The organism is Brevundimonas sp., assembly GCF_030656255.1.
GTDB lineage: Bacteria > Pseudomonadota > Alphaproteobacteria > Caulobacterales > Caulobacteraceae > Brevundimonas.
In genome coordinates, this window is record NZ_JAUSOE010000016.1 from 17189 (window position 1) to 41700 (window position 24512).

General features: G+C 66.5%; 21 protein-coding genes and 1 pseudogene. 8 read left to right on the forward strand and 14 right to left on the reverse strand.

Annotated elements, in window-relative coordinates; all coding sequences use genetic code 11:
- The 5 genes from Q7J26_RS01220 to Q7J26_RS01240 all read right to left on the reverse strand — a co-directional run bounded on the left by Q7J26_RS01220 (position 1) and on the right by Q7J26_RS01240 (position 5112).
- Positions 1–1404: an MBOAT family protein gene (locus tag Q7J26_RS01220; RefSeq protein ID WP_304934695.1), complete on the reverse strand. Its 1404-nt coding sequence runs from the start codon at positions 1402–1404 to the stop codon at positions 1–3.
- Positions 1404–2675, reverse strand: coding sequence for a GDSL-type esterase/lipase family protein (locus Q7J26_RS01225; RefSeq protein WP_304934696.1), 1272 nt, complete (start codon positions 2673–2675; stop codon positions 1404–1406). The genes Q7J26_RS01220 and Q7J26_RS01225 overlap by 1 nt, the downstream gene beginning before the upstream one ends.
- Positions 2676–2677: 2 nt before the next feature.
- Positions 2678–3562 carry a DUF459 domain-containing protein gene (locus tag Q7J26_RS01230; protein ID WP_304934697.1) on the reverse strand — a complete coding sequence of 295 codons (885 nt, stop codon included), beginning with the start codon at positions 3560–3562 and terminating at the stop codon, positions 2678–2680.
- Positions 3563–3662: 100 nt separating this feature from the next.
- Complete coding sequence (locus tag Q7J26_RS01235) at positions 3663–4076, reverse strand: DUF2177 family protein (protein ID WP_304934698.1); 414 nt, start codon at positions 4074–4076, stop codon at positions 3663–3665.
- Positions 4077–4086: 10 nt separating this feature from the next.
- Positions 4087–5112, reverse strand: a complete 1026-nt coding sequence (locus Q7J26_RS01240) for a cyclopropane-fatty-acyl-phospholipid synthase family protein (protein WP_304934699.1) — start codon at positions 5110–5112, stop codon at positions 4087–4089.
- A gap of 151 nt (positions 5113–5263) precedes the next feature.
- On the opposite strand from Q7J26_RS01240, the gene Q7J26_RS01245 reads away from it, so the two are divergent.
- From Q7J26_RS01245 to Q7J26_RS01255, 3 genes are all read left to right on the forward strand, one after another.
- Positions 5264–6004: a CoA transferase subunit A gene (locus Q7J26_RS01245; RefSeq protein WP_304934700.1), complete on the forward strand. Its 741-nt coding sequence runs from the start codon at positions 5264–5266 to the stop codon at positions 6002–6004.
- Positions 6004–6660 (forward strand): 3-oxoacid CoA-transferase subunit B, encoded by a 657-nt coding sequence (locus tag Q7J26_RS01250; RefSeq protein ID WP_271164097.1) that lies wholly within the window; start codon positions 6004–6006, stop codon positions 6658–6660. The genes Q7J26_RS01245 and Q7J26_RS01250 overlap by 1 nt, the downstream gene beginning before the upstream one ends.
- Before the next feature lie 161 nt (positions 6661–6821).
- A complete protein-coding gene (locus Q7J26_RS01255) occupies positions 6822–7778 on the forward strand; it encodes a hypothetical protein (RefSeq protein WP_304934701.1) in 957 nt (318 codons plus the stop codon).
- Between the two features lie 24 nt (positions 7779–7802).
- Here the strand turns inward: Q7J26_RS01255 and Q7J26_RS01260 are convergent, their stop codons facing one another.
- The 8 genes from Q7J26_RS01260 to flgK all read right to left on the reverse strand — a co-directional run bounded on the left by Q7J26_RS01260 (position 7803) and on the right by flgK (position 17434).
- Complete coding sequence (locus Q7J26_RS01260; RefSeq protein WP_304934702.1) at positions 7803–8456, reverse strand: ABC-type transport auxiliary lipoprotein family protein; 654 nt, start codon at positions 8454–8456, stop codon at positions 7803–7805.
- Complete coding sequence (locus Q7J26_RS01265) at positions 8453–9391, reverse strand: MlaD family protein (protein ID WP_304934703.1); 939 nt, start codon at positions 9389–9391, stop codon at positions 8453–8455. The genes Q7J26_RS01260 and Q7J26_RS01265 overlap by 4 nt, the downstream gene beginning before the upstream one ends.
- Positions 9392–9403: 12 nt before the next feature.
- Positions 9404–10210, reverse strand: coding sequence for an ABC transporter ATP-binding protein (locus tag Q7J26_RS01270; RefSeq protein WP_304934704.1), 807 nt, complete (start codon positions 10208–10210; stop codon positions 9404–9406).
- Positions 10207–11325, reverse strand: a complete 1119-nt coding sequence (locus tag Q7J26_RS01275; RefSeq protein ID WP_304934705.1) for an ABC transporter permease — start codon at positions 11323–11325, stop codon at positions 10207–10209. Before Q7J26_RS01275 ends, Q7J26_RS01270 begins: the two co-directional genes overlap by 4 nt.
- Before the next feature lie 229 nt (positions 11326–11554).
- Entirely contained in the window at positions 11555–13015 is a 1461-nt protein-coding gene (locus tag Q7J26_RS01280; RefSeq protein ID WP_304934706.1) for a UdgX family uracil-DNA binding protein, read from the reverse strand.
- On the reverse strand, positions 13015–14253 hold the full coding sequence (locus Q7J26_RS01285; RefSeq protein WP_304934707.1) for a putative DNA modification/repair radical SAM protein: 1239 nt from the start codon (positions 14251–14253) through the stop codon (positions 13015–13017). Before Q7J26_RS01285 ends, Q7J26_RS01280 begins: the two co-directional genes overlap by 1 nt.
- Before the next feature lie 101 nt (positions 14254–14354).
- On the reverse strand, positions 14355–15320 hold the full coding sequence (locus Q7J26_RS01290) for a flagellin (RefSeq protein WP_304934708.1): 966 nt from the start codon (positions 15318–15320) through the stop codon (positions 14355–14357).
- Positions 15320–17434 carry a flagellar hook-associated protein FlgK gene (gene flgK, locus Q7J26_RS01295; protein ID WP_304934709.1) on the reverse strand — a complete coding sequence of 705 codons (2115 nt, stop codon included), beginning with the start codon at positions 17432–17434 and terminating at the stop codon, positions 15320–15322. Before flgK ends, Q7J26_RS01290 begins: the two co-directional genes overlap by 1 nt.
- 407 nt (positions 17435–17841) lie before the next feature.
- Here flgK and Q7J26_RS01300 point away from each other — a divergent pair, with 407 nt between their 5' ends.
- The 5 genes and pseudogenes from Q7J26_RS01300 (at position 17842) to mnmA (ending at position 24154) form a co-directional block, all read left to right on the forward strand.
- Positions 17842–19833 (forward strand): flagellar hook-length control protein FliK, encoded by a 1992-nt coding sequence (locus Q7J26_RS01300; protein WP_304934710.1) that lies wholly within the window; start codon positions 17842–17844, stop codon positions 19831–19833.
- Positions 19834–19837: 4 nt separating this feature from the next.
- Positions 19838–20560: a flagellar hook assembly protein FlgD gene (locus Q7J26_RS01305; RefSeq protein ID WP_304934711.1), complete on the forward strand. Its 723-nt coding sequence runs from the start codon at positions 19838–19840 to the stop codon at positions 20558–20560.
- Positions 20561–20606: 46 nt separating this feature from the next.
- Positions 20607–22391 carry a flagellar hook protein FlgE gene (gene flgE / locus Q7J26_RS01310; protein WP_304934712.1) on the forward strand — a complete coding sequence of 595 codons (1785 nt, stop codon included), beginning with the start codon at positions 20607–20609 and terminating at the stop codon, positions 22389–22391.
- Positions 22392–22563: 172 nt separating this feature from the next.
- Positions 22564–22782 (forward strand): annotated as a pseudogene (locus Q7J26_RS01315) (DUF1153 domain-containing protein); the annotation flags it as partial.
- Positions 22783–22942: 160 nt separating this feature from the next.
- Positions 22943–24154 carry a tRNA 2-thiouridine(34) synthase MnmA gene (gene mnmA / locus Q7J26_RS01320; RefSeq protein WP_304934714.1) on the forward strand — a complete coding sequence of 404 codons (1212 nt, stop codon included), beginning with the start codon at positions 22943–22945 and terminating at the stop codon, positions 24152–24154.
- 3 nt (positions 24155–24157) lie between these two features.
- On the opposite strand, the gene Q7J26_RS17075 is transcribed toward mnmA, so the two are convergent.
- A complete protein-coding gene (locus Q7J26_RS17075; protein WP_370651888.1) occupies positions 24158–24424 on the reverse strand; it encodes an energy transducer TonB in 267 nt (88 codons plus the stop codon).
- Positions 24425–24512 lie beyond the last annotated feature (88 nt).

The window sequence follows — 24512 nt, forward strand, 5'->3', positions numbered from 1 at the left end:
TCAGAACTGGAAATAGATAAAGGGCGCCACGCCCTCGGGCCGCATCGCCTCGACCAGCAGGATCGCCACCCCGATCAGCACGCCCAGGGTCGGCGACGGCGCCGTCTTCAGCCGCTCGGCCAGGCCCTCGACCGCGCGCGGCGGCAGCCAATGCATGGCCAGCCCGCCGACGATCAGCACAAGCACGAAGGGCGTCACCAGGCGGAACGCTTCGAACCGCCCCAGTCCGACCAGCATCTGCATGGCCAGGTCAAAGGTCTCAGCCCGGAACAGAATCCACCCCAGACAGACAACGTGGAAGGTGATCAGGACGCCCAGCCAGGTGGGTATGACCTTGCGATCCTTGACCACCGCCCGCCCCAACCGCTCCACCACCTGCGCCCCGCCGTGCAGCGCGCCCCAGGCCACGAAGGTCCAGGCCGCCCCGTGCCACAGCCCGCCCAGCAGCATGGTGATCATCACATTGAGGCACGACGACCACAGCCCCTTCCGTCCCCCGCCCAGCGGCACATACAGATAGTCGCGCAGCCAGCTGGACAGGCTGATATGCCACCGCCGCCAGAAGGCCTGCATCGAGGCCGCCCGGTACGGCTGGTCGAAGTTGCGCGGGAAGGAATAGCCCAGCAGGGCCGCGATCCCGATGGCCATGTCCGAATAGGCCGAGAAGTCGCAATAGATCTGGACCGCATAGGCATAGACCGCCGCCGCGATGTCGATCGCCCCATAGGCTGACGGATCGAAGAAGACCGGATCCACCAGCCGCGTCGCCAGCTCGGACGCGATCACCGTCTTCTTGAACAGGCCCCAGACGATCAGCAGCAGCCCATGGGTCGCCATCTCGCGCGTCAGACGGGGCACGCGCGCGAACTGGGGCAACAGGTCCGAGGCCCGCACGATGGGCCCCGCCACCAGGTGCGGGAAGAAGCTCATCAGCAGCATGACGTCCAACAGGCTCTCGGCCGGCGCCGTCTTGCCGCGATAGACGTCGACCACATAGCTGATGCCCTGGAAGGTGAAGAAGCTAATCCCCACCGGCAGCACCACCTGCAACAGCGGCAGGTCACGCTCCCACCCGAATTGCGCCAGCAGATCAACGGCCTGTTCGACGAAGAAGCCGTAATATTTGAAGAAGCCCAGGATGGTCAGATTGGCCGCGACGCCCAGGCCGACCCACAGTTTGCGCCGCCCCGCCCGGTCGCTCCGCGCGATCAAGGCCGCCACACCCCAGTTCAGCACGGCAGAGGCGATCAACAGGCCGACGAACCGCCAGTCCCACTGGGCGTAGAAGAACCAGCTGGCCAGCAGCAGGAACAGTTTGCGCCGCCCGTTCTCGCGATCCAGGCTCCAGCTGACCAGATAGACGAACAGGAAGAAGACCGCGAAGGCCAGGGTCGGAAACAGCATCAGTCCCCCTCCCCCTTCGCCGCCTTCCAGCGATCATAAGCCCCGGTCAAATCGTCGCTCAACACCCCGCCGATCCACTCCGCCCCGAGGGAGGTGAAATGCACCCGGTCGGGCCGCATATAGGGCTCAGGGCTGGTCGCCAGCCGCTCCGCCGAACAGTCGCCCCCCATGCGTCCGTACCAGTCCCAGAAGGCGACGCCCGCCTCGCCCGCCAGCCGGCGCTGCACATCCCGCACCACCGCCAGCGAGGCCGGGGCGGCGCGCGATCCGTCCGCGCCGCAACCGCTCGCCTGACCGGACTTCAGCCCGGACTTCAATCCATCCGGCGCCCCCAGGATCAGCAGCGACGCCCCCGGCGCCAGCCGCCGCAGCCGCGCGATCTGCCCCCGCAGCAGGGCGGCGTAGGACTCGGCCTCCACACCCTCCTCAAATCCATCATTGACCCCATAGGCTAGGATGATCAGCGACGGTCGCCACGCCGCCAGTTCCACGCCCACGACGGCGTCATCCCGAACCGCCAGATCCCGCAGCGTCGCCCCGATCACCCCCAGGTTGGACACGACGATCCCCGTCCCTCGCCGCTCGGTCCAGACGTCATACAGGGTCGCCTCCCCTCTCGGCCTCAGGGTGACCGTCTGGACCGGCTGCGCCAAACGCCCCATCCAGCACAACGGCGCCCGTTCAGGTGCCCGGAAGTCCGCCTCTTGTGTCTCGTGCGGCGTGGTCATCGTCACCCCGCCCGCCTCGGGTCCGCCGTCGCCGCACACACCGATCCGGTCAAAGGCCGCGCCGCCCTCTGCACTCAGGGTCAGGCTCGCCTGCCCGCCCAGCCGTGCAACCGCCCCCGCCAGCCCGGCCTGCAAGCCTGGCGTACTCCCCGACCCGCCAGGGGCCGCGACCGTTACCGGCCAGTCGCTGGCCGTCGCCTCGACCTGCATCGGCGCATAGCCGGCATAGGGCACGCCGGGCGGCAACATCCCGCGCCCGCCGGCCCCGAACCGCGCCTGCAACCGCGCGCGCAGGGCGCCGGTGATCCGGTCCCCGGCGGTGTGGCTGTCGCCGATCTGCAGGATGTGGACGGGCCGGTCTCGCTCTCCCGCCTCGGTCGCCGCTAAGGCCTCGAACACCCCCTCCAGCGCCTCCACGCCGCAGACGCCCTCGGGACAGATCGACGCCCCCGGCGCCGGCGCGGGCATGGGCGCATAGGGAACCTCGGTCCCGCTCTGCATCCCCAGCATCAGCACCGCCGCCCCCACGGCCCCCAGGCTCATGGTCAGCCGGTCGTCTGCGGTTGAGCCGCCGCCGCATCCAGACCCGTGTCGCGCTTCAGCCGCTCCGCCACCGGCGCGCCGATGCGGCGATAGCCGGCCATGGTCATGTGAATCCCGTCATTGGCCCGCATCAGCTGCGGCCGCCCGTTGGCGCCGGGCAGATAGGCCGCGTACTCGCCCGCCGTATCGGCGGTGACGCCGGTCGTCTCGATCAGGGGCACGCCCAGGGCCGTCATCCGCTCACGCGCCACGGCGTTGATGATCGTCATCTTGGCGTCGAACCCGGCCCGCTTCATCTTGGGCAGACCGACCCAATAGACGGCCACGTCATTAGCCCGCAGCAGGCCGACCAGATCGTCGATCCGCTTGGCGTAGGCCGCCTTCCAGCCCGGCGTGCCGAAGTCATGGATCACCCCGTCCAGACTGATGCCCTGGGCGTCATTGGTCCCGAACATCACCACCGCCGCATCCACCGGCGTCTCGCGCAACTGGCGCGCCGTCTTGGCCTGAATGTCCACATAGTCGTAGCGCGACAGACCGGTGGAGACCTCGCTGAACTTGGCGACCGTCACCCCGTCCTTGCCGTTCAGGTCGCGGTACAGGGCGGTCCACAGACCGTCCGCCATCGAATCCCCGATCACCCCGATCCTCAAGGCCCCGCTGGCCGCGCGCGCCTTCAGCGGCGTCACCATCGCCTTCGCGACCGGGGCGGACGCCGGGGCCTCGACCGGCGCGGTCGCCGCCGGCGGACTGGCCGAGGCGTTGGCCGATCCGCCCAGCATCAGGGTCGGATGGCGCAGCCAGCCGCGCCCGTCCGGCGTCAGCATCAGGCCGATCACGACCCCGACGACCAGGGCCGCCGTCAATCCGTTGATGCCTGCGCGCAAGGCCGCCCCCGTCGAAAACAGGGTTAGCTATAGCTTAACGACCCCAGCCTGCGCCATGCCGGTCCCGTGTCAGGCGAAAGACAGCCCGACGACAGCGACCTCAGCCGAACCGCCCCTCTGCCCAGCGCGCCGCGAAATAGCCGCCGGTCGCCGACACTGTGGTCAGGACCGTGCCCCAGATCAGATCGACGACGGTCAGCTTGGTCTGCCAAATCTCCAGCGTCGCCTGATTGGTCAGGTCGTAGGTGGCGTAGGCGACGAAACCCAGCGCCGCCCCATTGATCGCCGCCCGCGTCCAGCTTCCGTCCTTCAGGGCCGGCGCGATAGCCAGGAAGACCGTCCCCGCGATGGAGATCAGATAGAACAGCACGGCCGCCTTCATATCCGGCTTCTCGGCCAGGATCGGCCCCAGCACGGGCTTGTAGAACCGGTCGGTCATGGTGGTCAGCCAGACGGCGTCGATCACTGCAAAGGTGATCCCGGCGCCCAGATAGGCGAAGACATATTTGATCACGACAAACTCCTCAGGCGGGTTTCAGGCGATAGTGGCTGACCGCCCAGGTGCGGCCCTCGTCGTTGCCGAACAGACCGGCGGTCGCCAGATAGAAACGCCGCCAGCGCCGGGTCCACAGCTTCGCGTCCGCCCCATAGGTCTCGCGCATCAGCACGGCGATCCGGGCCGCGTTGCGATCCATATTGGCCAGCCAGTCATTGGCGGTGCGGGCGTAATGGCCGCCGTTCCAGGTCCATTCCTGCTCGACCGCGAACAGGTCGGGGAACTGCCGGATCAGACCGTGGCTGGGCATGACCCCGCCGGTGAAGAAATGCTGGGCGATGAAGTCGCCGCTGTCGGTGTGGTCGAACCGATACGGGGCGTCGCGGTGGGTGAAGACATGGATGAACATCCGCCCGTCCGGCTTCAGCCAGGACTTCGCCTTGGTCAGCAGGGCGCGCCAGTTGGCCATATGCTCGAACATCTCGACCGAGACGATGCGGTCGAACCTCTGGTCGGTGTCGAACAGATTCATGTCCTGGGTCACGACCGTCAGATTGCTCAGCCCCCGCGAACGGGCCTGGGCCTCGATATGGCCCCGCTGGCCGTGGCTGTTCGACACCGCCGTGATCCGCGCCCGGGGATAGGTCTCGGCCATCCACAGCGACAGCGAGCCCCAGCCGCAGCCCATTTCCAGAATGGTCTGGCCGTCCTGCAGATCGGCGTGAGCGCAGGTCTCCAGCAGGGCGGCGACCTCGGCCTGGTCCAGGCTTTCCGATCCGGTCGGATACAGGCAGCACGAATATTTCAGCCGTTCGCCCAGGCACAGGCTGAAGAACTCGGGCGGCAGTTCGTAATGCTGCTCGTTCGCCGCCTCCGTATGTTCGGCGATGGCGCGTTCGGCCATCTCGCGCGCAAAGGCCGCCTGGTCGTGGGGACCGTCGCGATCCAGCCGCTTGCGCGCCTCCGTGACCAGGCTGTCGATCGCCGGGCGAGTGACGAAGTCCGGGAAAGGGGCGTCCTGCAACTGGCGAATGGCGACATTGGTCAGGTTCATGCAGGCGCTCCCGTCAGATCACGAGGGATACGCTTTGACGCGACATTCGGATGCGACGCGATTGCCGCAGCGACCGCTTGCCCGCAAGATCGCTTCCGGACTATGAGCGGAAGACGCCGCGATATTCATCAGACGGTGAAAAGGGAGAGCGATGGGAAAGATCTACGCTGACGTCACGTCCGCGCTGGAGGGGCTGACCTTCGACGGCATGACGGTCATGTCCGGCGGCTTCGGCCTGTGCGGCATCCCCGAAAACCTGATCGCAGCCCTGCGCGACAGCGGCGTCAAAGGCCTGACGGTCATCTCCAACAATGCGGGCGTGGACGGTTTCGGCCTGGGCCAGCTGCTCGGCACCCGCCAGATCGCCAAGATGATCTCGTCCTACGTCGGCGAGAACAAGGAGTTCGAGCGCCAGTACCTGGCCGGCGAACTGGAGCTGGAGTTCAACCCGCAAGGCACCCTGGCCGAGCGTATCCGCGCCGGCGGGGCCGGCATCCCCGCCTTCTTCACCGCCACCGGCGTCGGCACCCTGGTCGCCGAGGGTAAGGAGGTCCGCAACTTCAACGGCCGCGACTATGTGATGGAGACCGGCCTGATCGCCGACCTGTCCATCGTCAAGGCCTGGAAGGCTGACGAGCGCGGCAACCTCGTCTTCCGCAAGACCGCCCGCAACTTCAATCCGATGATGGCCACAGCCGGCAAGGTCACCGTGGTCGAGGTAGAGGAGATCGTCCCCGTCGGCTCGCTCGACCCCGACCACATCCACACGCCGGGCGTCTATGTCGACCGCCTGGTCCAGACCGTGTCCGAGAAGCGTATCGAACAGCGGACGGTGCGTCAGAGGGAGCCGGGCTCAAGTCGCGAAGCGGTAGCCCAAGGAGGAGTGTCGTAATGGCTCGCACCCGCGAACAACTGGCCGAACGCGCCGCCCAGGAACTGCAGGACGGCTTCTACGTGAACCTGGGCATCGGCATTCCGACCCTGGTCGCCAACTACATCCCCGCCGGCATGACCGTGACCCTGCAATCCGAGAACGGCATGTTGGGCATGGGCCCCTTCCCCTATGAGGGCGACGAGGACCCCGACCTGATCAACGCCGGCAAACAGACGATCACCGAGATCCCGGAGTCCTCCTACTTCAGCAGCGCCGACAGCTTCGCCATGATCCGCGGCGGCCACATCAACCTGTCGATCCTGGGCGCGATGGAGGTGGCCCAGAACGGCGACATCGCCAACTGGATGATCCCCGGTAAGCTGGTGAAGGGCATGGGCGGCGCCATGGACTTGGTCGCGGGCGTCAAGCGTGTGGTCGTGGTCATGGAACACGCCAACAAGCATGGTCAGTCCAAGGTGTTGAAATCCTGCACCCTTCCCCTGACGGGCACGGGCGTGGTCAGCCGCATCATCACCGACCTGGCCACCTTCGACGTCAAGCCCGACGGCGCGGGGCTGGAGCTGATCGAGCTGGCCGATGGCGTCACCCTGGACGAGGTCGCCGCCAAGACCGAGGCCGCCTACACCGTGGCGGAGGGGCTGAAGGCGGCCTGATCTCCGCCCGTTCGGGGTCGCCTAATCGAACCTTGTTGGGTGATCACAGCCCCGCTAGTGTCGATTCGTCCCAAGTTCCTCCGTGACCGAAAGGACAGCGACCCCGAGCGCCCGCTCTCCGGCGCCGACGCCCCAGGGCGACAACAGGCGACCTCCGTCACATGGCCACTTCGCTCCAGACGCGGCCCGCAGTCTCCGACGGCCCAGACTCGCCAGCCCCCCTGCTCGACCTCGGCGCGCGTTTGACGGCGCGCCAGCCGGGCGACCGCCGCTTCGGCGCACCAATCCACGCCTGGTATCCCGTGCGCGCCGCACAGACCCGAACCGCCTCGCGGGCTCAGCTTCACGGCGAATGGATCGACTTGCCCGCCACGGTGGCGCTGGACGCCGTCCAGACGACGGCGTGCGGCGGTTGGCGGCTGATCAACCGGTTCGGACTGGTCTGGGCCTGTCCTGCCGGATCAGCGACGCCGCCTGACCTGCCTTCGCCGCCCGAGTCTCCTCTGGTCCTCATAGCCTATTCCGAGGCCCCCGCGCGCGCCGACTATGACCAGGCGGTCCTGGGCCTGCTGGACCCGGCCCATGTGCCGATGATCCATAACGCCTGGTGGTGGCGCAGCCAGGCGCGACGCACCAAGACCAAGAGCTACAGCCCCTCGCCCTTCGGCTTCACCGCCGTCGCAGCGGACGCCTTCGCCTCCACCCCCGCCTATGATTTGGTGTCCGAGGACCGCAAGGTCAGCATCGAGTTCCGCCTGCCCTCGATCCGGCTTGAGCGCGTCACCGCCCGCGGGTTCGAGCTGATCAATCTGACGACCGTCACCCCCCAGGCGGAAGGCGACGTCATGATCCGTAACCTGATCCTCTGCTCGGTCGCCGCGCTGCGGTTCGGCAGCCCGCTGCTGTCGGCCTGGGGCCGGACCTTCCTGCGTCAGGACGTGGCCATACTGGAGCGGCTGGAAGGCCGCAGCCCGCACCTGCCGCTGGTCTTCGCCGGCGACCCGGATCGCCCGTCCGCCTTCTACTTCGCCTCCAAGGCCGCCCTGCTCCGCGCCCAGCGCGACGACGCCCCCTACAGGAACCCGGTCGAAGCCGAGTCCCTTCAGTGGGTCACCTGAGTCAGGCCCTGGCCTCAGCCCGCCTTACTTCGACGACTGAATCGTCCAGTCGGCGATCTGGGTGTTGATGTCGCGCGTCGCGGTGTCGAAGGCCGCCACAATGGCCGCCACCCGATTCTCCGTCGCCGGCTGGGTCACGGTGAAGACCCGCTCGACCGACCGCGCCGTCTCGGGCCGGATCGCGGCGTTCCCGCCAGCGCGGCGTTCCGGCGTCGAGCGCAGTTGGGCACGGGCCGTGATCACCACATCGGGCGTCGCGCCGGGCGCCGAATAGCGCGCCTCGAACGTCGTCACCGACACCTGAAGCACCAGCGGCGGCGTACCGGGCTCGCGGCGGCCCAGGACGCGAATCTGATCGGCGCGATTGGCGAAGGCCGCCTTCAGGCTGTCGTCGAACAGGGTCGCGGCCGGCGACACCCAGCGGGCGCCGCCGATATAGGCGGTTTCCGTCCCCGTGACGCCCAGGATCCGGTCATCGCCGGTCGCTTCCGGAAATTCGATCCGCCGGATCGACACCGACAGGGGCGCGGGCGTGTCGCCCTCGGCCGAGGGGGCGTCCAGAGGCAGACCGAACCGATAGTTCTGAACCGGGTCCGGCGTGGACAGCAGAGAACAGCCGCTCAAGGCTGCTGCAGCCGCGGCGACGGCCGCCAGTTGAAGGACAGGACGAAGGATCACGGCTGCACCTCCAGCTCTTTGGATTGGGGACGTCCGATGAAGTCGCGCGGGCTGGCGCGAACGTCGTCGATCAGGGACTGCAGCGACTGGGTCGCTTCCTGCAGTTCTTCAATGGTGCCGCTCAGTTGCGGCAGGCTGTTGGTGGTGAAATCACCGAGCGGCTGCTCCAACCCGGTGATCGAGCGGTTGGCCGAAGCGATGGCGACGCGCGCCTCCGCCGTGGCCTGATTGATATTGGCGATGGCCTCGCGGCCGTCGGTGTTGACGACGGCGCGCATGTCGGACGCCAGACCCTGATACTCCAGGATGGTGGCGTTGGCGTTCTTCACCGCCGCTTCCAGCTCGGCGAAGATGGCCTTGCGCGCCTCCAGTTCGGTCGTCAGCGCCTCGACATTCTTCACGCTGGTCGAGAAGCTGCGGATATTGTCGTCGGACATGACGCGGTTGATCCGGTTCAGGGCGTCCACCGTCTGCGCCAGCACCGTGCCCGAACCGCTCAACAGTTCGGCGATGGGCGACGGCTGGCTCTGCAGCACCGGCACGACATTGTCCGGATACTGGTCCTTCAGCAGGGCGCTGTTGGGCGAACCGGCGGTGATCTGGATATAGTTCAGGCCCGTGATGCCCTGCGGCTCCAGCTGGGCGCGCGAGGTCACGCGCACCGGCGTCGTACCGTCCACGCGAACCCGCGCGATGACCTGGTCGCCGCGCTTGGTGTCGATGTTCAGGTCCGTCACCTCGCCGACGCGGATGCCGTTGAAATGCACCTCGCCGCCTTCCGACAGTCCGTTGACCGGCCCATAGAAGACGATGTCGTACAGGTCATAGTCGCTGTTGAACTGCAGCCGGGCCAACCAGATGGTGAACACCGCCAGCGCCGCCAGAAGGCAGACAGTGGCGATCCCGACCGCGGCGTAATGTGCGTCTCTTTCCATACTCGGCTCTCCTCAGGCCGCGGTCTTGGTGGCTGCGCGACCGCGCGGCCCCAGGAAGTATTCCTTGATCCACGGATGGTCGGAGCGCTCCAGCTCCTGCACCGTGGCCTTTTCCACAACCCGCTTGTCCGCCAGCACCGCCACCTTGTCGCAGATGGCGTACAGGCTATCGAGGTCGTGTGTGATCATGAAGACGGACAGGCCCAGGTCGTCCGCCAGTTGCCGGATCAGTTCATCAAACGCCGCCGCCCCGATCGGGTCCAGGCCCGCCGTCGGTTCGTCCAGGAAGACCAGTTCGGGATCCAGCGCCAGGGCCCGCGCCAAACCGGCGCGTTTCTTCATCCCCCCCGACAGCTCGGCCGGCTTCAGGTGATGATGCTCCGGTTTCAGACCGACCATGGCGATCTTCAGCTCGGCCAGTTCGTACATCACCGACTTCGGCAGTTTGGTGTGTTCGACCAGGGGCGCGGCCACATTTTCCAGAACGGTCAGGGATGAGAACAGCGCCCCCTGCTGGAACAGGATGCCCGTCCTCTGTTCGATGTCCGCCGCCTGATCGCCAGTCAGGGTGGCGCGGTCGTAGCCCAGCACCTTGACGGACCCGCCCTCCGGCTCCTTCAGGCCGATGATGGTGTTCAGCAGCACGGTCTTGCCCGCGCCCGATCCACCGACCACCCCCATGACCTCGCCCCGCTTCAGGTCGATGTCCAGGTTCTCGTGAATGGTCCGGTCGCCGAACTGGCTCAGCAGGCCGCGCACCTCGATCAGGTTCTCGGTCTTTTCTTTCGGCGCGGCGGCCGACAGCGTCGCGTCGGTCATATGTCCAGCTCCAGGAAGATCAGGGCGAAGACAGCGTCCAGCAGGATGATGGCGAAGATCGCCTGCACCACCGCCGCCGTCACCCGCCGACCCAGGCTTTCGACATCCCCGGCGACCGACATCCCCTGGCGGCAGCCGATGGCGGCGATGACCAGGGCGAAGACCGGCGCCTTCACCAGCCCGACCATCATATGCTGGGCCATGGACCCGTCCTCGACCAGCCGCTGGAAGAAGAAGGCCGGTCCCAGGTTCAGCGAACTCCAGCACACGACCAGACCGCCCAGAAGGCCGCCGATCATGCCCATGAAGGTCAGCAGCGGCAGCATCAGCACCAGGGCCGCCACCCGCGGCACCACCAGGGCCTGGAACGGATTGACGCCCATCACCTGCATGGCGTCGACCTCCTGGTTCATCCGCATAGACCCGATCTCGGCCGCAAAGGCCGAGGCCGACCGCCCCGCCAGCAGGACCGAGGCGATCACCACCGCGAACTCGCGGAACATGGCCACGCCGATCAGTTGGACCGCGAACACCTGGGCGCCGAAGTCGGTCAGCAGGTCCACGCCGATGAAGGCCACGACCGCGCCGATGAAGAAGTTCGTCACCATCACGATGGGGATGGCGTCCAGACCGGCGCGCTCGGCCTGGCTGACCCAGGCGGGCCAGCGGATGCCGCGAGGATGTTTGGCGGCCTCGACCACGGCGGCCATCAGCCGACCGAGGAAGGCCAACGACAGCATGGCCTCGCCGCCGAAATCATAGACGCCTCGGCCGATCTTGGCGAAGGAGCGCGTGAAGGCGTCGGGTTGTTTGGGGCGCGGCGCGCTCTTGCGCTCCAGCGTTTCGATCATCGTATAGATGCGGCCCGCCTCGGGCCGATCCGCCCACGCCGACTTCGGCACGCCGCAATGCGACGCCTGCACCAGGGCCAGGGCGCCGGCCGTATCGAACCGACCCAGATCGCGGGTGTCCAGGCTCTTGACCTTGCGCCCGGCCAGATCCTTTTCCAGCCGTTGCTGCAGGCGCCCCAGGGCCGTCGTCGTCCAGTCGCCGACCAGGCGCAGCTTCGCCGTCCCGTCGCCCGCGTCCGTGATTTCGTAATCGGTCTGGCTCATCGCGCCCCGGAAGTCAGAACGGGAATCAAGCGTTTTCCCAACCTAAGCAAGGAACAGCCGAAAACCCGACACGCCTCATGGTCAAGCCCATGGAGGAAGTCAACGCGCGATGACATTTGCACGGCGCTTTCCTTTCGCACTGTGTCGGACCTGCGTCCCCCATGGGATATTCCTCACCGCCACGCTGGCGATACAACGGCAACGCCGCCAGACCGAATTCGTTCGTTTATCAACCGATAAGGCGTCGCGCGGCGGTCAGATCCTCGACGAAAGCCCGCCGCGCCTCGGCCTGGGCCGCCCTGTCCGGCAGCCGCAGCAGATAGGCCGGATGAACGGTCAACATCCCGACCGATCCATCGTCCAGCACCAGGGCCTGTCCCCTCTCCTTCGTCACCGCCGGCCTGCGGCCCAGCAAGGCCAGGCCCGCCGTCGCCCCCAGGGCCAGCACCAGCTTCGGCTTGATCAGGCGACGCTCAGCGTCCAGCCACCAGCGACAGGCCGTCACCTCGCCCGCATCCGGCGTCCTGTGCAGCCGTCGCTTGCCGCGCGGCTCGTGTTTGAAATGTTTGACGGCGTTGGTGACATAGACGTCGGCCCGGTCGACGCCCGCCTCTTCCAGCGCCTCATCCAGCACCTGCCCCGCCGGCCCGACGAAGGGTTGTCCCGCCAGATCCTCCTGATCGCCCGGCTGTTCGCCCACGATCATCAAGCGCGCCGTCCTCGGCCCTTCGCCGCACACACCCTGGGTCGCGTCGCGATACAGGGGACAGCGCCGACAGGCCTGAACCCCACGCTCCACCTCCGCCACATCCGCCGGAACCGCCTCCGCATCGGGCCGCGCGGCGTGAAGGTCCCGCGCCACCGCCCGCACGAACCGCGCATTGGGCGCCGGCGCGGGGGTTGCGACCATGGCTTCGGTCCGGTCCTGGGATGCGGCGGTCAACCCCGGGATCAGCGCCGCCTCGGGCAGGTTCTTCCAATAGGACTTGGGCATCTCGCCCTGCATGGTCTTCAGCTTCAGCCGCGCGGGATTGAAGGTGGAGGCGTAATAGGTCTTCCAGAACTCTTCGACCTCGTCCTCGGCCGGCGCCATGTCGCGCGTCGCCGGCGGGCCGAAACTCAGGGTCTCGGTGTTCCAATAGGCCGAGCCGTCCGGCGTCAGGATCGACCACCGCATGGTCGTGAACCGCCGCTGAAAGAAGGGCGCGGTCTTTGCCACCACCCGGTGCGCCGGCTCGAACCAGGCGACCCAGGCCTCGCCCTGCGCGTCGTGCGTCTGGCGAAAGCGCACGAAGGCCTTCATCTTGTGCGACGCTCGGCTGACGTTCTTGGCCCGCTCCATCGCTTCGGCCACGTCCCGATCCGAGATCACCTTGATCAGATCCGGCTCGTCCCTGAGGCGCCACAGCAACCGATACATCAAGTCGAACCGGTCGGCGGACCGATGCAGGATAACGTCTCGCGCCAGGTCCACAAAGGCGGCGGGAACGGTGAATTCTCTCTCTTTCCGCTCATCCTCCCTTTCGCGGGGACGAGCGGAGTGTGGGGCGTCAAACAACCCGCCCTGCCCCTCTGCGCCCGCGACCATGAATCGCGCCGCGGCCGGCTCCACACCCGCCAGCCGCATCGTCCGCGCCGCGACCCGCCACCCGTCGAAATCCGTCTCCGACGCCAGCACCGCCGTCTTCATCAGAACAGGCTCAACTGTTCTGGCGCCCGCGACGTCACTCGCGCCTTCAGATCCGCCGCATCGGTCAGCGCCCCCGGCGTCCAGTCCAGGGCGGTGATGAAGGGCCTCACCTTGGCCACCGACCGCGTCAGCCGCCCGACGTCCTCCAGCCTCAGCGTCCGATACCGCCGCACCGACACGATCCGGTCGACCGCCTTCACCCCCAGCCCCGGCACGCGCAGCAGCATTTCGCGCGGGGCCCGGTTCACATCGACGGGAAACTGCGCCCGCTTGTTCAGGGCCCAGGCCAGTTTCGGATCGACCGCCAGATCCAGCATACCCCCGGCCGTCCCCTCCCCGATCTCTGGCGCGGAAAAGCCGTAGAAACGCATCAGCCAGTCGGCCTGATAAAGGCGATGCTCGCGCATCAGCGGTGGTTTCGACAGCGGCAGGACCGAACTGGAATCCGGGATCGGACTGAAGGCCGAATAATAGACCCGCCTCAAACCATAGCCGCCGTACAGGGAGGCGCTGCGATCCAGGATTTCCGTATCGGGCGCCCCGTCGGCCCCGATGATCAACTGGGTGCTCTGGCCGCCCGGCGCGAACTTCGGCGGCTTGATCTTGTCGCGCTTGGCCGGCCTGGCCGCCTCGACGCCCAGCCGCACCTGGCTCATCGCCTTCTTGATGACGGCGACATCCTTTTGCGGCGCCAGTCGCGCCAAGGCTTCGTCGCGGGGCAGTTCGATATTGGCCGACAGCCGGTCGGCGTACAGGCCCGCCATCTCCACCAGCTTCGGATCCGCCTCGGGGATCAGCTTCAGATGGATATAGCCCCGGAAGTCGTGGACCTCCCGCAGCGTCTTGGCCACCAGGACCAGCTGCTCCATCGTATAGTCGCCGGACCGAATGATGCCCGACGACAGGAACAGCCCCTCGATATAGTTTCGCCGATAGAAGTTCAGAGTCAGGTCCACGACCTCGTCCACGTCGAACCGCGCCCTTTCCACGTTCGACGACGCCCGATTGATGCAATAGGCGCAGTCATAGATGCAGAAGTTGGTCAGAAGTATCTTCAACAGGCTGATGCACCGCCCGTCCGGCGTATAGGCGTGGCAGATGCCCATGCCCTCGGTCGAGCCGATCCCCTTGCCCCCGACCGAGTCTCGTTTCGACGTGCCGGACGAGGAACAGGAGGCGTCGTATTTCGCCGCATCCGCCAGGACCGAAAGCTTCTTCCGCAGATCGAGACGCGCCATTTGTTCATGGTACGTTCCAATCCGGCCCGCCGTCCAGCGGAGCCGTAGATTTAGTTTTCAGAAAGGCGACGCCTCAGCCATCAAGGACGCCGCAGGTCAGACTATCGCAGCAGATCCAGCAGCGAAGTGCTGCGTAGGGAATTGATCACCTGGGCCGAGGCTTCGATCGCCACCTGCGCCATCTGCAGGTCGGTCACGGCCTGAGCCGGATCATAGCCCGTCTTGTCCAGCATCATCTTGTCGAGCGCGATCTTCTGGGATTCGTGCGCGTCGAGGGCGGTCTCGACATGGTTCTGCACCAGCCCATTCTTGGCGTTCTGATTGGTCACGCCCTGATTGGCCTTGTCGAGTTGGGTCATCTGGGCGTTCAGGAAGGCCTTGACCCCCGCGCCCGGCTGGCCCGTCAGGGTCCCCACGCCCGTCGGCGTATAGGTCACGCCATCTATGATGACTGGCGTGCCGTTCTGATAGGCTTGCATGTTGCGGAACACCTCGGTCAGGGGCCCGCCGATCTCGTCAGCCAGGAAGCCGGTCTCGACCATGGTGTTCTCGTCGATGCGGGACTTCTGCTTCAGGCTGTCGTTCGCAAAGGTCGAGGCGGTCGAGGGGGCGGCGGCCAGATCGGCCATGGTCTTGGCCGTCGCCGGCGCGACGTCGCCGCGCCCGCCGGAGAACAGATAGGAGCCCTGATGCTCGGCGTTCAACCCGCCCTGAACATTCTGATAGTGCAGCTCAAGTTCGGTCATCAGATTGGTGATGCTGCCGGCGGCCAGCCCATTGGCGATGGCTTCGCGGGCGCCCGTGCCGCCTTCGTAGATCCGGCCCATGGCCAGATCCTGGGCGCTCAGCCGCGCCGCCGCGCTTTCGCCGGCGCCGATGAATCCCTCCAGCCGGGCCTGGGTCGAGGTCAGGCTGGTCAGCTGTTCAGCGCCCCGGCCATAGCCGGACATGTCGGTCGCGATCTTTTCGCTGCCGATCCGCTCCTGGGCCAGTTCCGCGCGGCTTTGGGCCGTCATCAGATTCAGGAGGGCGGACTGATAGTTTCCGGCGGTGGCGACACGCGTCATTACAGTATCCCGATCAGGACGTCGTACATGTCCTTGCTCGCCTGGATCAGGCGGGCAGAGGCGTTATAGGCTTGCTGGAAGGTGGTCATATTGACCAGTTCCTCGTCCATGTTGACGCCTTCGGACGAGGTGCGGCGACTGTCGGCCTCTTGCGACAGGGCCGTCGCCGTCTCGCTGCGCGTCTTGGCCGCCGAGGCCTTGCCGCCGATTTCGCCGGCGAAGTCCGCGGCATAGGACGACAGAGTCCTGGTCCCGCCGCTGTTGCCGCCGGCGGAGGCGAAGTTGACGTTTTTCTTGCCCGCGTCCGCCAGCAGAAGTCCGCCGCGACCGTCGTTCTTGCTCAGGGCCGGCGTTCCGGCGGCGGCCGACAGGTTCAACTGGGCCAGGGCCAGCTTGCCCGGATCCTGCTGGATGTCGCTGCGGACGCTATAGGCGCCCGCCCGCGTCGCGCCCGTACCGCCCAGGCCGAACAGCTGCGACATGGAGACGCCCGACGGATCCTGGGTCGTGCCGTCCTTGACCACGCTCATGGTCGTGGCGCTGGCGTCATAGGCCTTGAAACTCAATGCGCCCGAGGCGTTCAGGCTGAAGGCGCCGAACCGGCCGACGCCGGCGACCGGATCGTTCAGCGCCGACAGCAGTTCGCCCATGGTCCCGGTCCCGGCAGGCACCGCCACCGTGACGTCCCGCAACCGCGCGCCGGACTCGCTGCCGATGCGGAAGGTCAGGCTCTCGCCCGCATCGAAACCGTGCTGCGACGTCAGGCTCAGACCGGTCTCATAGAAGGTCGGCGTCTTGGTGCTGACCAGGTCGTTCAGCCCGAACCAGTGCGAGAAGCCCCGACCGCCCTTGCTGCTGGGCGTCGTCGCGTCGTCGGCGATGGCGATTCCGTTTCCGGCCTGGCCCTCGATCCTGAGTTCTCCGTTCGAGAAATTGACCGTCGCCGCACCACCCAGCTGGGCGTTGACCGTAGCCAGGAAGGTCGTCGGATCGGCGGCCACCCCGTTGACCGTCATGGTCGCGCCGGAGAAGACAATCTCCGCCGAAGCCTGGATCACGCCCGCACTGTCCACCGCGGTGATCGTGGTCCTGCCCGTGAAACCGGTCAGGGCGTTCGTCAGCGACTGGCCCGTGTTTCGGCCGGTCAGGCTGGTCGGCGCGGGCACGGCGCTGTTGGCGTTGTGGGCCCGGTTCAATTCGTCGGCCATCTTGGCCGTCAGCTCGCCCAGACGGGCGGCGGCGGCCGGGGCGTCGATGTCGCGCAGTTCGACCAGGCCGCGGATCTCGCCCGACGACACCCCGTCCAGCAGCGGCCAGCGCGTGCCGTTCGGTTCGGTGATCATGATGTCGGAGAAGGCCGTCGTCGCGTCCACCGTCCCCGCCGCCTTGTAGGACAGGGTCGCATGCCCCTCGCCGACCAGGGTCGTGCCCGTCCCGGTCCGCAAGGTCACGCCCCCGTTCGCCCGGGTCTCGACCTTGACGTCCATATATTTGGACAGTTGGTCGATCAGCGTCTGTTGGGCGTTCTGTGCGCCCGTCACATCCTGGTTGATGACCGTACCGGCGGCGATCGTCTTGTTGAGCTTGGCGATCTGTTCCAGCAGCGGATTGATCGTCTCGACCGCGCTCTGAAGCCGCCCGTCCGCTTCCTGGCGGGCCGTCTGGATCTGGGCGGCGATTCCTGCGGCTTCATTGAACAAGGCCTGGGTCTTGTAGACCGTGTCCTGGCGCGCCGCTGAAGAGGTGGGGCTTTCGCCCAGGGTCGCATAGCTGGCGAACAGCTTGTCGATTTTCGCGAAGAAGCCGCCGTCGCCGGTGGGATCGCCGAACTGGTTCTGAATCTGGTCGTACAGCTCATACCGCACGGTCTCGCGCGCCGCGTCCGCATTGGCGCTCATCCCCGCCGCCTGCAGGAACCGATCGGTCGCCAGCCGAACCCGCGAGATATCGACGCCGGAGCCATAGCCCTGGGTTACGGCGGCGGTCTGATCGGCGGTCTTGCGCACATAGCCGGGCGTATTGACGTTGGCGATATTGTCCGACGTCACGCGCAACTGGGCCTGGGCCGTCTGGAGGCCCGAGGTCGCGATATTCATGATCGACGTCAGCGACATGGACCGGCTCCCCTCGCCCTACCCGGCAAGCCCTGCCCTGCCATGCGCAGATCTTGCCCGGCCACGCGCCGCCGCCGCTCAACCAGAGCGTTGTTTTTAAACGACATCGCGGATCGCGCAGTCTTCATGGTCCGTGAGGTGCGCAAACCCCGGGCCAAATATGTCATTCACGACATGACATGGGACTGATGACGTCGATTTCGATACAGATGTGACGCATTCCATGCCGGGCAAAAAAGAGCGAACGCACGGCAAGAAAGGCCCACGCCCGACGACCCGCCTGCTACCGACTCCAATTTTTCTGTTTCTAATCAATGGAGAGGCAACTGGCCCGGCCCTTGCGACGGGCTGCCGGAAGAACCAGGCGCAGCAGGCGCCGCCCACACCTGAAAGTCGCCTGCCCCCTCATGCCGTCCGCATTCGCCATGTTCGCCTCCGCACCGCCGGCCTCCGCCGGAACGGTCGCCGCTGCGCCGAACGGTTCGGACAGCGAGACCGCCAGCCTGTTCTCCTCAAACCTGGCCGACGCCATTCAGGGCGTGAAATCAGACGTCGCGAAAACCGAAACTTCGCATCGTACGCCGGGCCGCCTCTCGCTGCCGGTGATCTCCAACACAGATCTGGAAGCGGCGAGTGCGCCTGACGCTTCTCCCGTCATGGCGGAAGTGATCGACGCCGCACCTGACGCACTCGTCGCAATTGAGGCTCCGGCGTCAGACGCCGAACAGACGGACACGGCCGTCGCGCCTTCCGACCTCGCGGCTGCGGTTGCACTTCCTCTCCCGCAAACGGCTCCCGTGGTCGCCCCCGTCGCTGTGACCCCGTCCGAACCATCGCTGGAAGTAGCGGCTACGGACGGCGCAAGCCCGGGTCAGACAACCGCGCACCTTGAACAAGGCGTCGTGGCAGGCGACACCGATATGTCCGCTCAGCAGAGCGCGGTCGTCGCAAACGAAGCCGAGAAGGCCCTGGTCGAGACAAGACCTGCCTCATCGCCGATCCGGGACGAAGCCGGGCAAAAGTCGATCGCCATCACGGCGGAGGCCTCCCCGAACGAACAGAGCCTCGCCCAGAAGAGCGAAACGGCTGCGGCGTCGCCACCGCCCGTCGTCACGGATGTGCCGACAGGCCAGGCATCCACGCCTCCATCTCCCCCGATGGACCAGAGTTCGGATGTCGCCGATAAGGCGCTCGCCCCTCTGACGACGCCGCAAATCCCCGCAGCAGCGTCATCCCCGCCCGTCGCCAAAGACAATGCGACGAGACAGGTTTCAGCTGAGGTCAAGAACGCCTCATCCTTGCTCGCTGCGTCCGACACCTCGGCTGTGGCGGCCGCTGCCCCCATGGCGAAGACTGCCGAAAAGACTGCGGCGAAGCCGGTCTCGGAACCCGCTCAAACCACCGGCGCCGACGCCGTTTCTCCCAAGGTCGAGACAGTCGCGCCCAGGGTGGACGTGAAAGTCTCGATCCAAACAGCGAACTTCACGTCGCAGCCCGTCCAGACCGTCGCAGTAATCTCGAGCCTCGCAGTCGCCGAAGCGATCCAGGCCATAGATGCAGAGGTCGAAGTCCCGGCTGAAGCGTCTGACACAGAGTCAGCACCCGTCATCGCGACATCGCAACCGACTGAGAACGCCCCAGCCAAGGCGGCCACGACGCCCGTGACGACCGCCGCCCAGCCCCACACGGCCTCGACCAAGACCGCGCCTGCCGAGGCGAGCCTGGGTCAGAACGTGGCGCAACCCGCGCTCGCCGACCACATCGCCATGGCGGACGCCGGCCAGACCCTGGCCCAGGGCGCCGGCTCCGCCGAAGCCGCGCCCACCACGACCGTTCCAACCCTTGATGCGGCGATGGCGTCGCTTGACCCCGCCAGGCCTGTTGAAGGCGCGACGGAAACCCGCGCGCTCGATGCCGCCACGACCACCACTCAGGCGACCACCACCTCCTCCCTGTCGCGCGCCACCATCGAGACGACGGCCCATCTCGCAGCACAGATCGCCCGCAAGCTGGAGGGACGCTCCACCCGCTTCGACATGGTGCTGACGCCAGAGGATCTGGGCCGGGTGGACGTCAGCCTTGAGATCGGCGCCGACGGCCAGCTTGCCGCACGCCTGGCCTTCGACAATCCCGCCGCCGCCGCCGAGTTGCGGGGCCGCGCGGACGAACTGCGTCGCCAACTTCAGGACGCCGGTTTCCAGCTGACGGGCGACTCGCTCGACTTCACCCAACGCGACACCTCGTCCGGCGGCGGGTTCGACCGCCAGCAGCAGCAGCGCCAGAGCCTGTTCGCAGGCGGCGCGCGCCTGACCGCCCAGCCTGATCTTTCCATCACGCCCCCACAGGGCGCCTGGACCAACCATTCCCAGACGCGTGATCGCGTCGATGTGAGGGTCTGACCCCATGGCTACCGCCGTTTCCTCAGTCGACGCCCAAGGCCGCCTGACCAGTGGAACCCAAACCTTGGCCTCGAACTTCGAGACCTTCCTGACCCTTCTGACCACCCAGATGAAGAACCAGGACCCGCTGTCGCCGCTCGACTCCAACGAGTTCACTTCCCAGCTGACCCAGATGTCAGGGGTGGAGCAGCAACTGCTGACCAACGACCTGCTGACCAGCCTGGTCGCCGCCCAGTCGGCGGGCGGTCTGGACAACGCCGCCAACTACATCGGCAGGCAGGTGACCGCCGCCTGGACGGCCACCTCGCTGGAAGACGGCAAGGCGAACTGGAGCTACGAACTGGGCGCCAGCGCCGACAAGGTGAAGCTGCAGGTCGTCGACAGCACCGGCAAGGTCGTCTGGGAAGGCGACGGGCCGGAAAAGACGATGGGCCTTCACGACTTTGCCTGGGACGGCAAGATGACCAACGGCGACACGGCCGAGGACGGCGGCGTCTATACGCTGAAGGTCACGGCGACGGACGCCAAGGGCGCCAAGGTGGACAGCCAGGCTCTGATCCGCGGTCGCGTCACCGGCGTCGAGATGTACGACGGCGCCCCCTATCTGGTGATCGGCGACTCCATACTCCCGCTTTCGACCGTCATCTCGCTGAACGAGATGGCCGCCGACGCAGACAATGACGATACGGAGAATCCGAACGTCCCCCCCGAGGAGGCGGCCGCATGATGCGCTCCGCCGCCTTCCCGATGAATTCCATTCAAGGAGCGTCTTCATGAGCTTGAACAGCGCAATGCTGGCCGGCGTGTCCGGCCTGGCCGCCAACTCCGCCGCCCTGGCGGCGATTTCCCAGAACATCGCCAACGTCAACACCGTCGGCTACAAACGGTCCCAGGGCGAGTTCCAGACCCTGGTCAACAGCCAGACTCGCGCTGGCGGTTCCTATTCGGCCGGCGGCGTGATGGCCAACACCCGGTCCTTCGTCAGCCAGGAAGGTCAGCTCCAGCGCACGACCTCAAGCACCGATCTCGCCGTCAACGGTCAGGGCTTCTTCGTCACCACGACCCAGGCCGAGAACGTCGGCGCCACGGACACCCGCCTGTTCACCCGCGCCGGCGCCTTCCGTGTCGATAACCTGGGTTATCTGCAGAACAGCGCCGGCCTTTACCTGCAGGGCTGGCCGGTGGATTCCAACGGCGATATCTCGACCGACCCGTCGGACCTCTCCCGTCTGCGCTCGGTCAATATCGGTTCGGTCGGCGGCACGGCCGAACCCACCACCCGCGTCCAGATCAACGCCAACCTGCGCTCGACCCAGACCGTATCCAGCGCCGCTGGCCCCAACACCTACAAAGGGGTCGAGGACGCCGCCGTTCCGCCGGTCGCGCACGACATCAGCGTCGCCTATGAGCGCACCGGCGCCAATACGTTCGAAGTCACCTTGAAGTCGGGCATCACCAAGATCGTCGGCACGGCCACCTACGACGCGGCCGGCGCCCTGACCGGCTTCGTTCCAAGCGCCGCTTCCAGCGCCAATGGATCGGCGACCGCGACGGCCACCACTCTGACGATCACCCCGACCAGCGGCACGCCGCCTGTCAACGGCACGCCCTATGCGATCGACTTCGCGGAAATCGGCATGGCGACGAACGGCATCGCCCAGACGAAATACGATCCCTCCGTCAACTCCATGGCGATGTACAACGCCGACGACGACACGCCGGTGGGCGTCAAGCCGGACTTCAAGATGAACATCCCGGTGTCCGACTCCAAGGGTGGTCAGCGCAATCTGGAGATTCGGTTCCTGAAAAGCGCAGAACCGAACCAGTGGTATGCTGAAATCGTCGCTGTGCCTGCCGATGACGTCGTGACCGGCGCCCCCTACTCGAACGGCCAGATCAAGACCGGCCTGATCGCCTTCACCCCCTCCGGTCGCCTTGATATCGAGACCATGCAGAGCTGGCCGGCCGGCACGGGTCTATTCGACGACCCGACCCAGGCCACCCTCTCCTTCCTGGAGTCAGACCCCAATAACACGATCGATCCCGCCGACCCGTCGGACAACGGCAAGGTGAAATGGGCCGACGGTCTGGGCATCGCCGCCCAGACGGTGACCCTGGACCTCAACACCTCCGCCGGCGGCCTCAGCCAGTTGAACACCGCGTCCGTGGTGCAATCGACCGTCACCAACGGCACGGCCTTCGGCAATCTGAGCGAGATCACCATTGATGAAAGCGGCTTCGTCACCGCAATCTTCGACAACGGCGTAATGCGCCGCATCGCCCAAGTCGCCATCGCCACCTTCCCGAGCCCCGACAGTTTGAAGGAGGTTTCCGGCAACGCCTATGCGGTCAGCCTTGAGAGCGGCACTTTCAACCTGAAGGCAGCCGGAACCGGCGGCGCCGGCACGATCGCGGCCCAGCAGTTGGAATCGTCCACCGTCGATCTGTCGGCCGAGTTCACCGGCCTGATCACCACTCAACGGGCCTATTCCGCCTCGTCCAAGATCATCACCACGGCGGACGAAATGCTCGCCGAACTGATCAACATCAAACGCTGATCGGCGAGTAAGTAAGCGTTAGTCTCAATGAATCGTCGTTCAAGCAAGGTTTACGAAATGGTTCGGGGAGGGACGGGTTTTATCAGTTCCTTCACCACGACCCTTAAACCGACCTTAGCGGGCCGCGCCTACATTCATGACACTACGGTGTTGGTGAAAGAGGCATAAGCCCATGTTGCAAGAGCGACGCCTGAATAGCAAAGGCGAACAATACGTGGTCGGACCGACAGGCACGCCCCTGACCCTGAACGATCTGCCGCCGTCCAATACGGACCGGTGGGTGATCCGCCGCAAGGCTGAGGTCGTCGCCGCCGTTCGCGGCGGCCTGCTCAGCCTGGACGACGCCCTGGCAAAGTATCGACTGACGGCGGAAGAATTCCTTGCTTGGCAGTAGGCCATAGACAATTGGGGCATGCAGGGTCTGCGCACGACGCGGATCCAGAGCTACCGCTCCTAAGACGGTTCTCCCCGAAGACGGCCTGGGCCGCATCCGGAAACGGATGCGGCCCTTTTCGTTTGCGGGCCTCGAAATCGCGCGGGTTACGCACTAAATGGCCGCAATGACCCTGGTCGAAGACATCTGCCCCGTTCCAGACATTCGCCGCACCGACATGGATGCGGCGGTCGAGAGCGCGCGGGCGGCGGTGGGCCTGCCGGTCGGGGCGCGCGTCGTCGCGGCCATGTCGGGCGGGGTGGACTCCACCGTCGTCGCCGCCCTGCTGCACAAGGCCGGCTATGACGTCGTCGGCGTGACGCTTCAACTCTACGACCACGGCGCGGCCCTGAAGAAGAAGGGCGCCTGCTGCGCAGGCCAGGACATTCACGACGCCCGCCTGGCCGCCGAGATGATCGGCATTCCCCACTATGTCCTGGACTACGAAAGCCGGTTCAAGGACGCGGTGATCGACCAGTTCGCGGACTCCTATCTGAAGGGCCAGACCCCGGTCCCCTGTATCCGCTGCAATCAAACCGTGAAGTTCCGCGACCTGCTGGACGTCGCCCGCGACCTGGGCGCCGAGGCCATGGCGACGGGCCACTACGTCCGCCGCGCCGCCGTCGGCAATCGCTCGCAGATGCGCAAGGCGATCGACCATTCGCGCGACCAGTCCTATTTCCTCTTCGCCACCACCCAGGACCAGTTGGACTATCTGCGCTTCCCCCTGGCCGATCTGGAAAAGCCCCAGGTGCGCGGCGTCGCCGCCGAACTGGGGCTGAAGATCGCCGCCAAGCCGGACAGCCAGGACATCTGTTTTGTCCCCTCGGGCGACTATCGCACCCTGATCGACCGGCTGCGTCCGCAGGGGCGCGAGGCCGGCGAGATCGTGCATATGGACGGTCGGGTTCTCGGAACCCACGCAGGCATCACCGACTACACCATCGGCCAGCGCCGGGGCCTGAACGTCGCCGTGGGCGAACCCCTGTTCGTCATCAAGCTGGACCCCGAGGCGCGCCGCGTCATTGTCGGCCCGCGCGAGGCCCTGCTGACCGCCCGCCTGACGCTGGAAGAAACCAACTGGCTGGGCGACGAAGCCACCATCATGGAGGCGGCCCAGGCGAACCTGCCCGTCCTGGCCCGCGTCCGCTCGACCCGACCGCCCTCGCCCGCCCGCCTCGCCTTGATCGACGATCAGGTTTGCGTCGTCTTCGACGAAGGCGAGGAAGGCGTCGCCCCCGGCCAGGCCTGCGCCCTGTACGACCCCACGGACCCCGACCGCGTCCTAGGCGGCGGCTTCATCCGCGACACGACCGCCGTCGCGGTCTGAACTTCAACGCGCTTCGCGGGCACGGTCGCGCGGGCGATAGTCCAGCCGCACCCGAAACTCGCGCGTGCGCCAGGTCGTGTCCGCCGGCGGGCGTGGGAAGGGCTCTGAGGCCCTGATCTGGCTCAAAGTCGCGGCGTCCAAGGGCGCTCGACCGCTACCCGACAATATGCGTTCGTTGCTGACCCGCCCGCGACGATCCAATGTGAAGGCCACCGTCACCAGGCCCGTGACGCCGCCCGGGTGCCGCTTGTGCGTCTCCAGCCAGCGCAGAACCTGGGCGTTTTAGTCGTCGATCTGGTCGCCCCCATTTGCGCCGGACGTCGCCGCCGCGCCGCCCGCCGTCATACCCCGCCGCGAT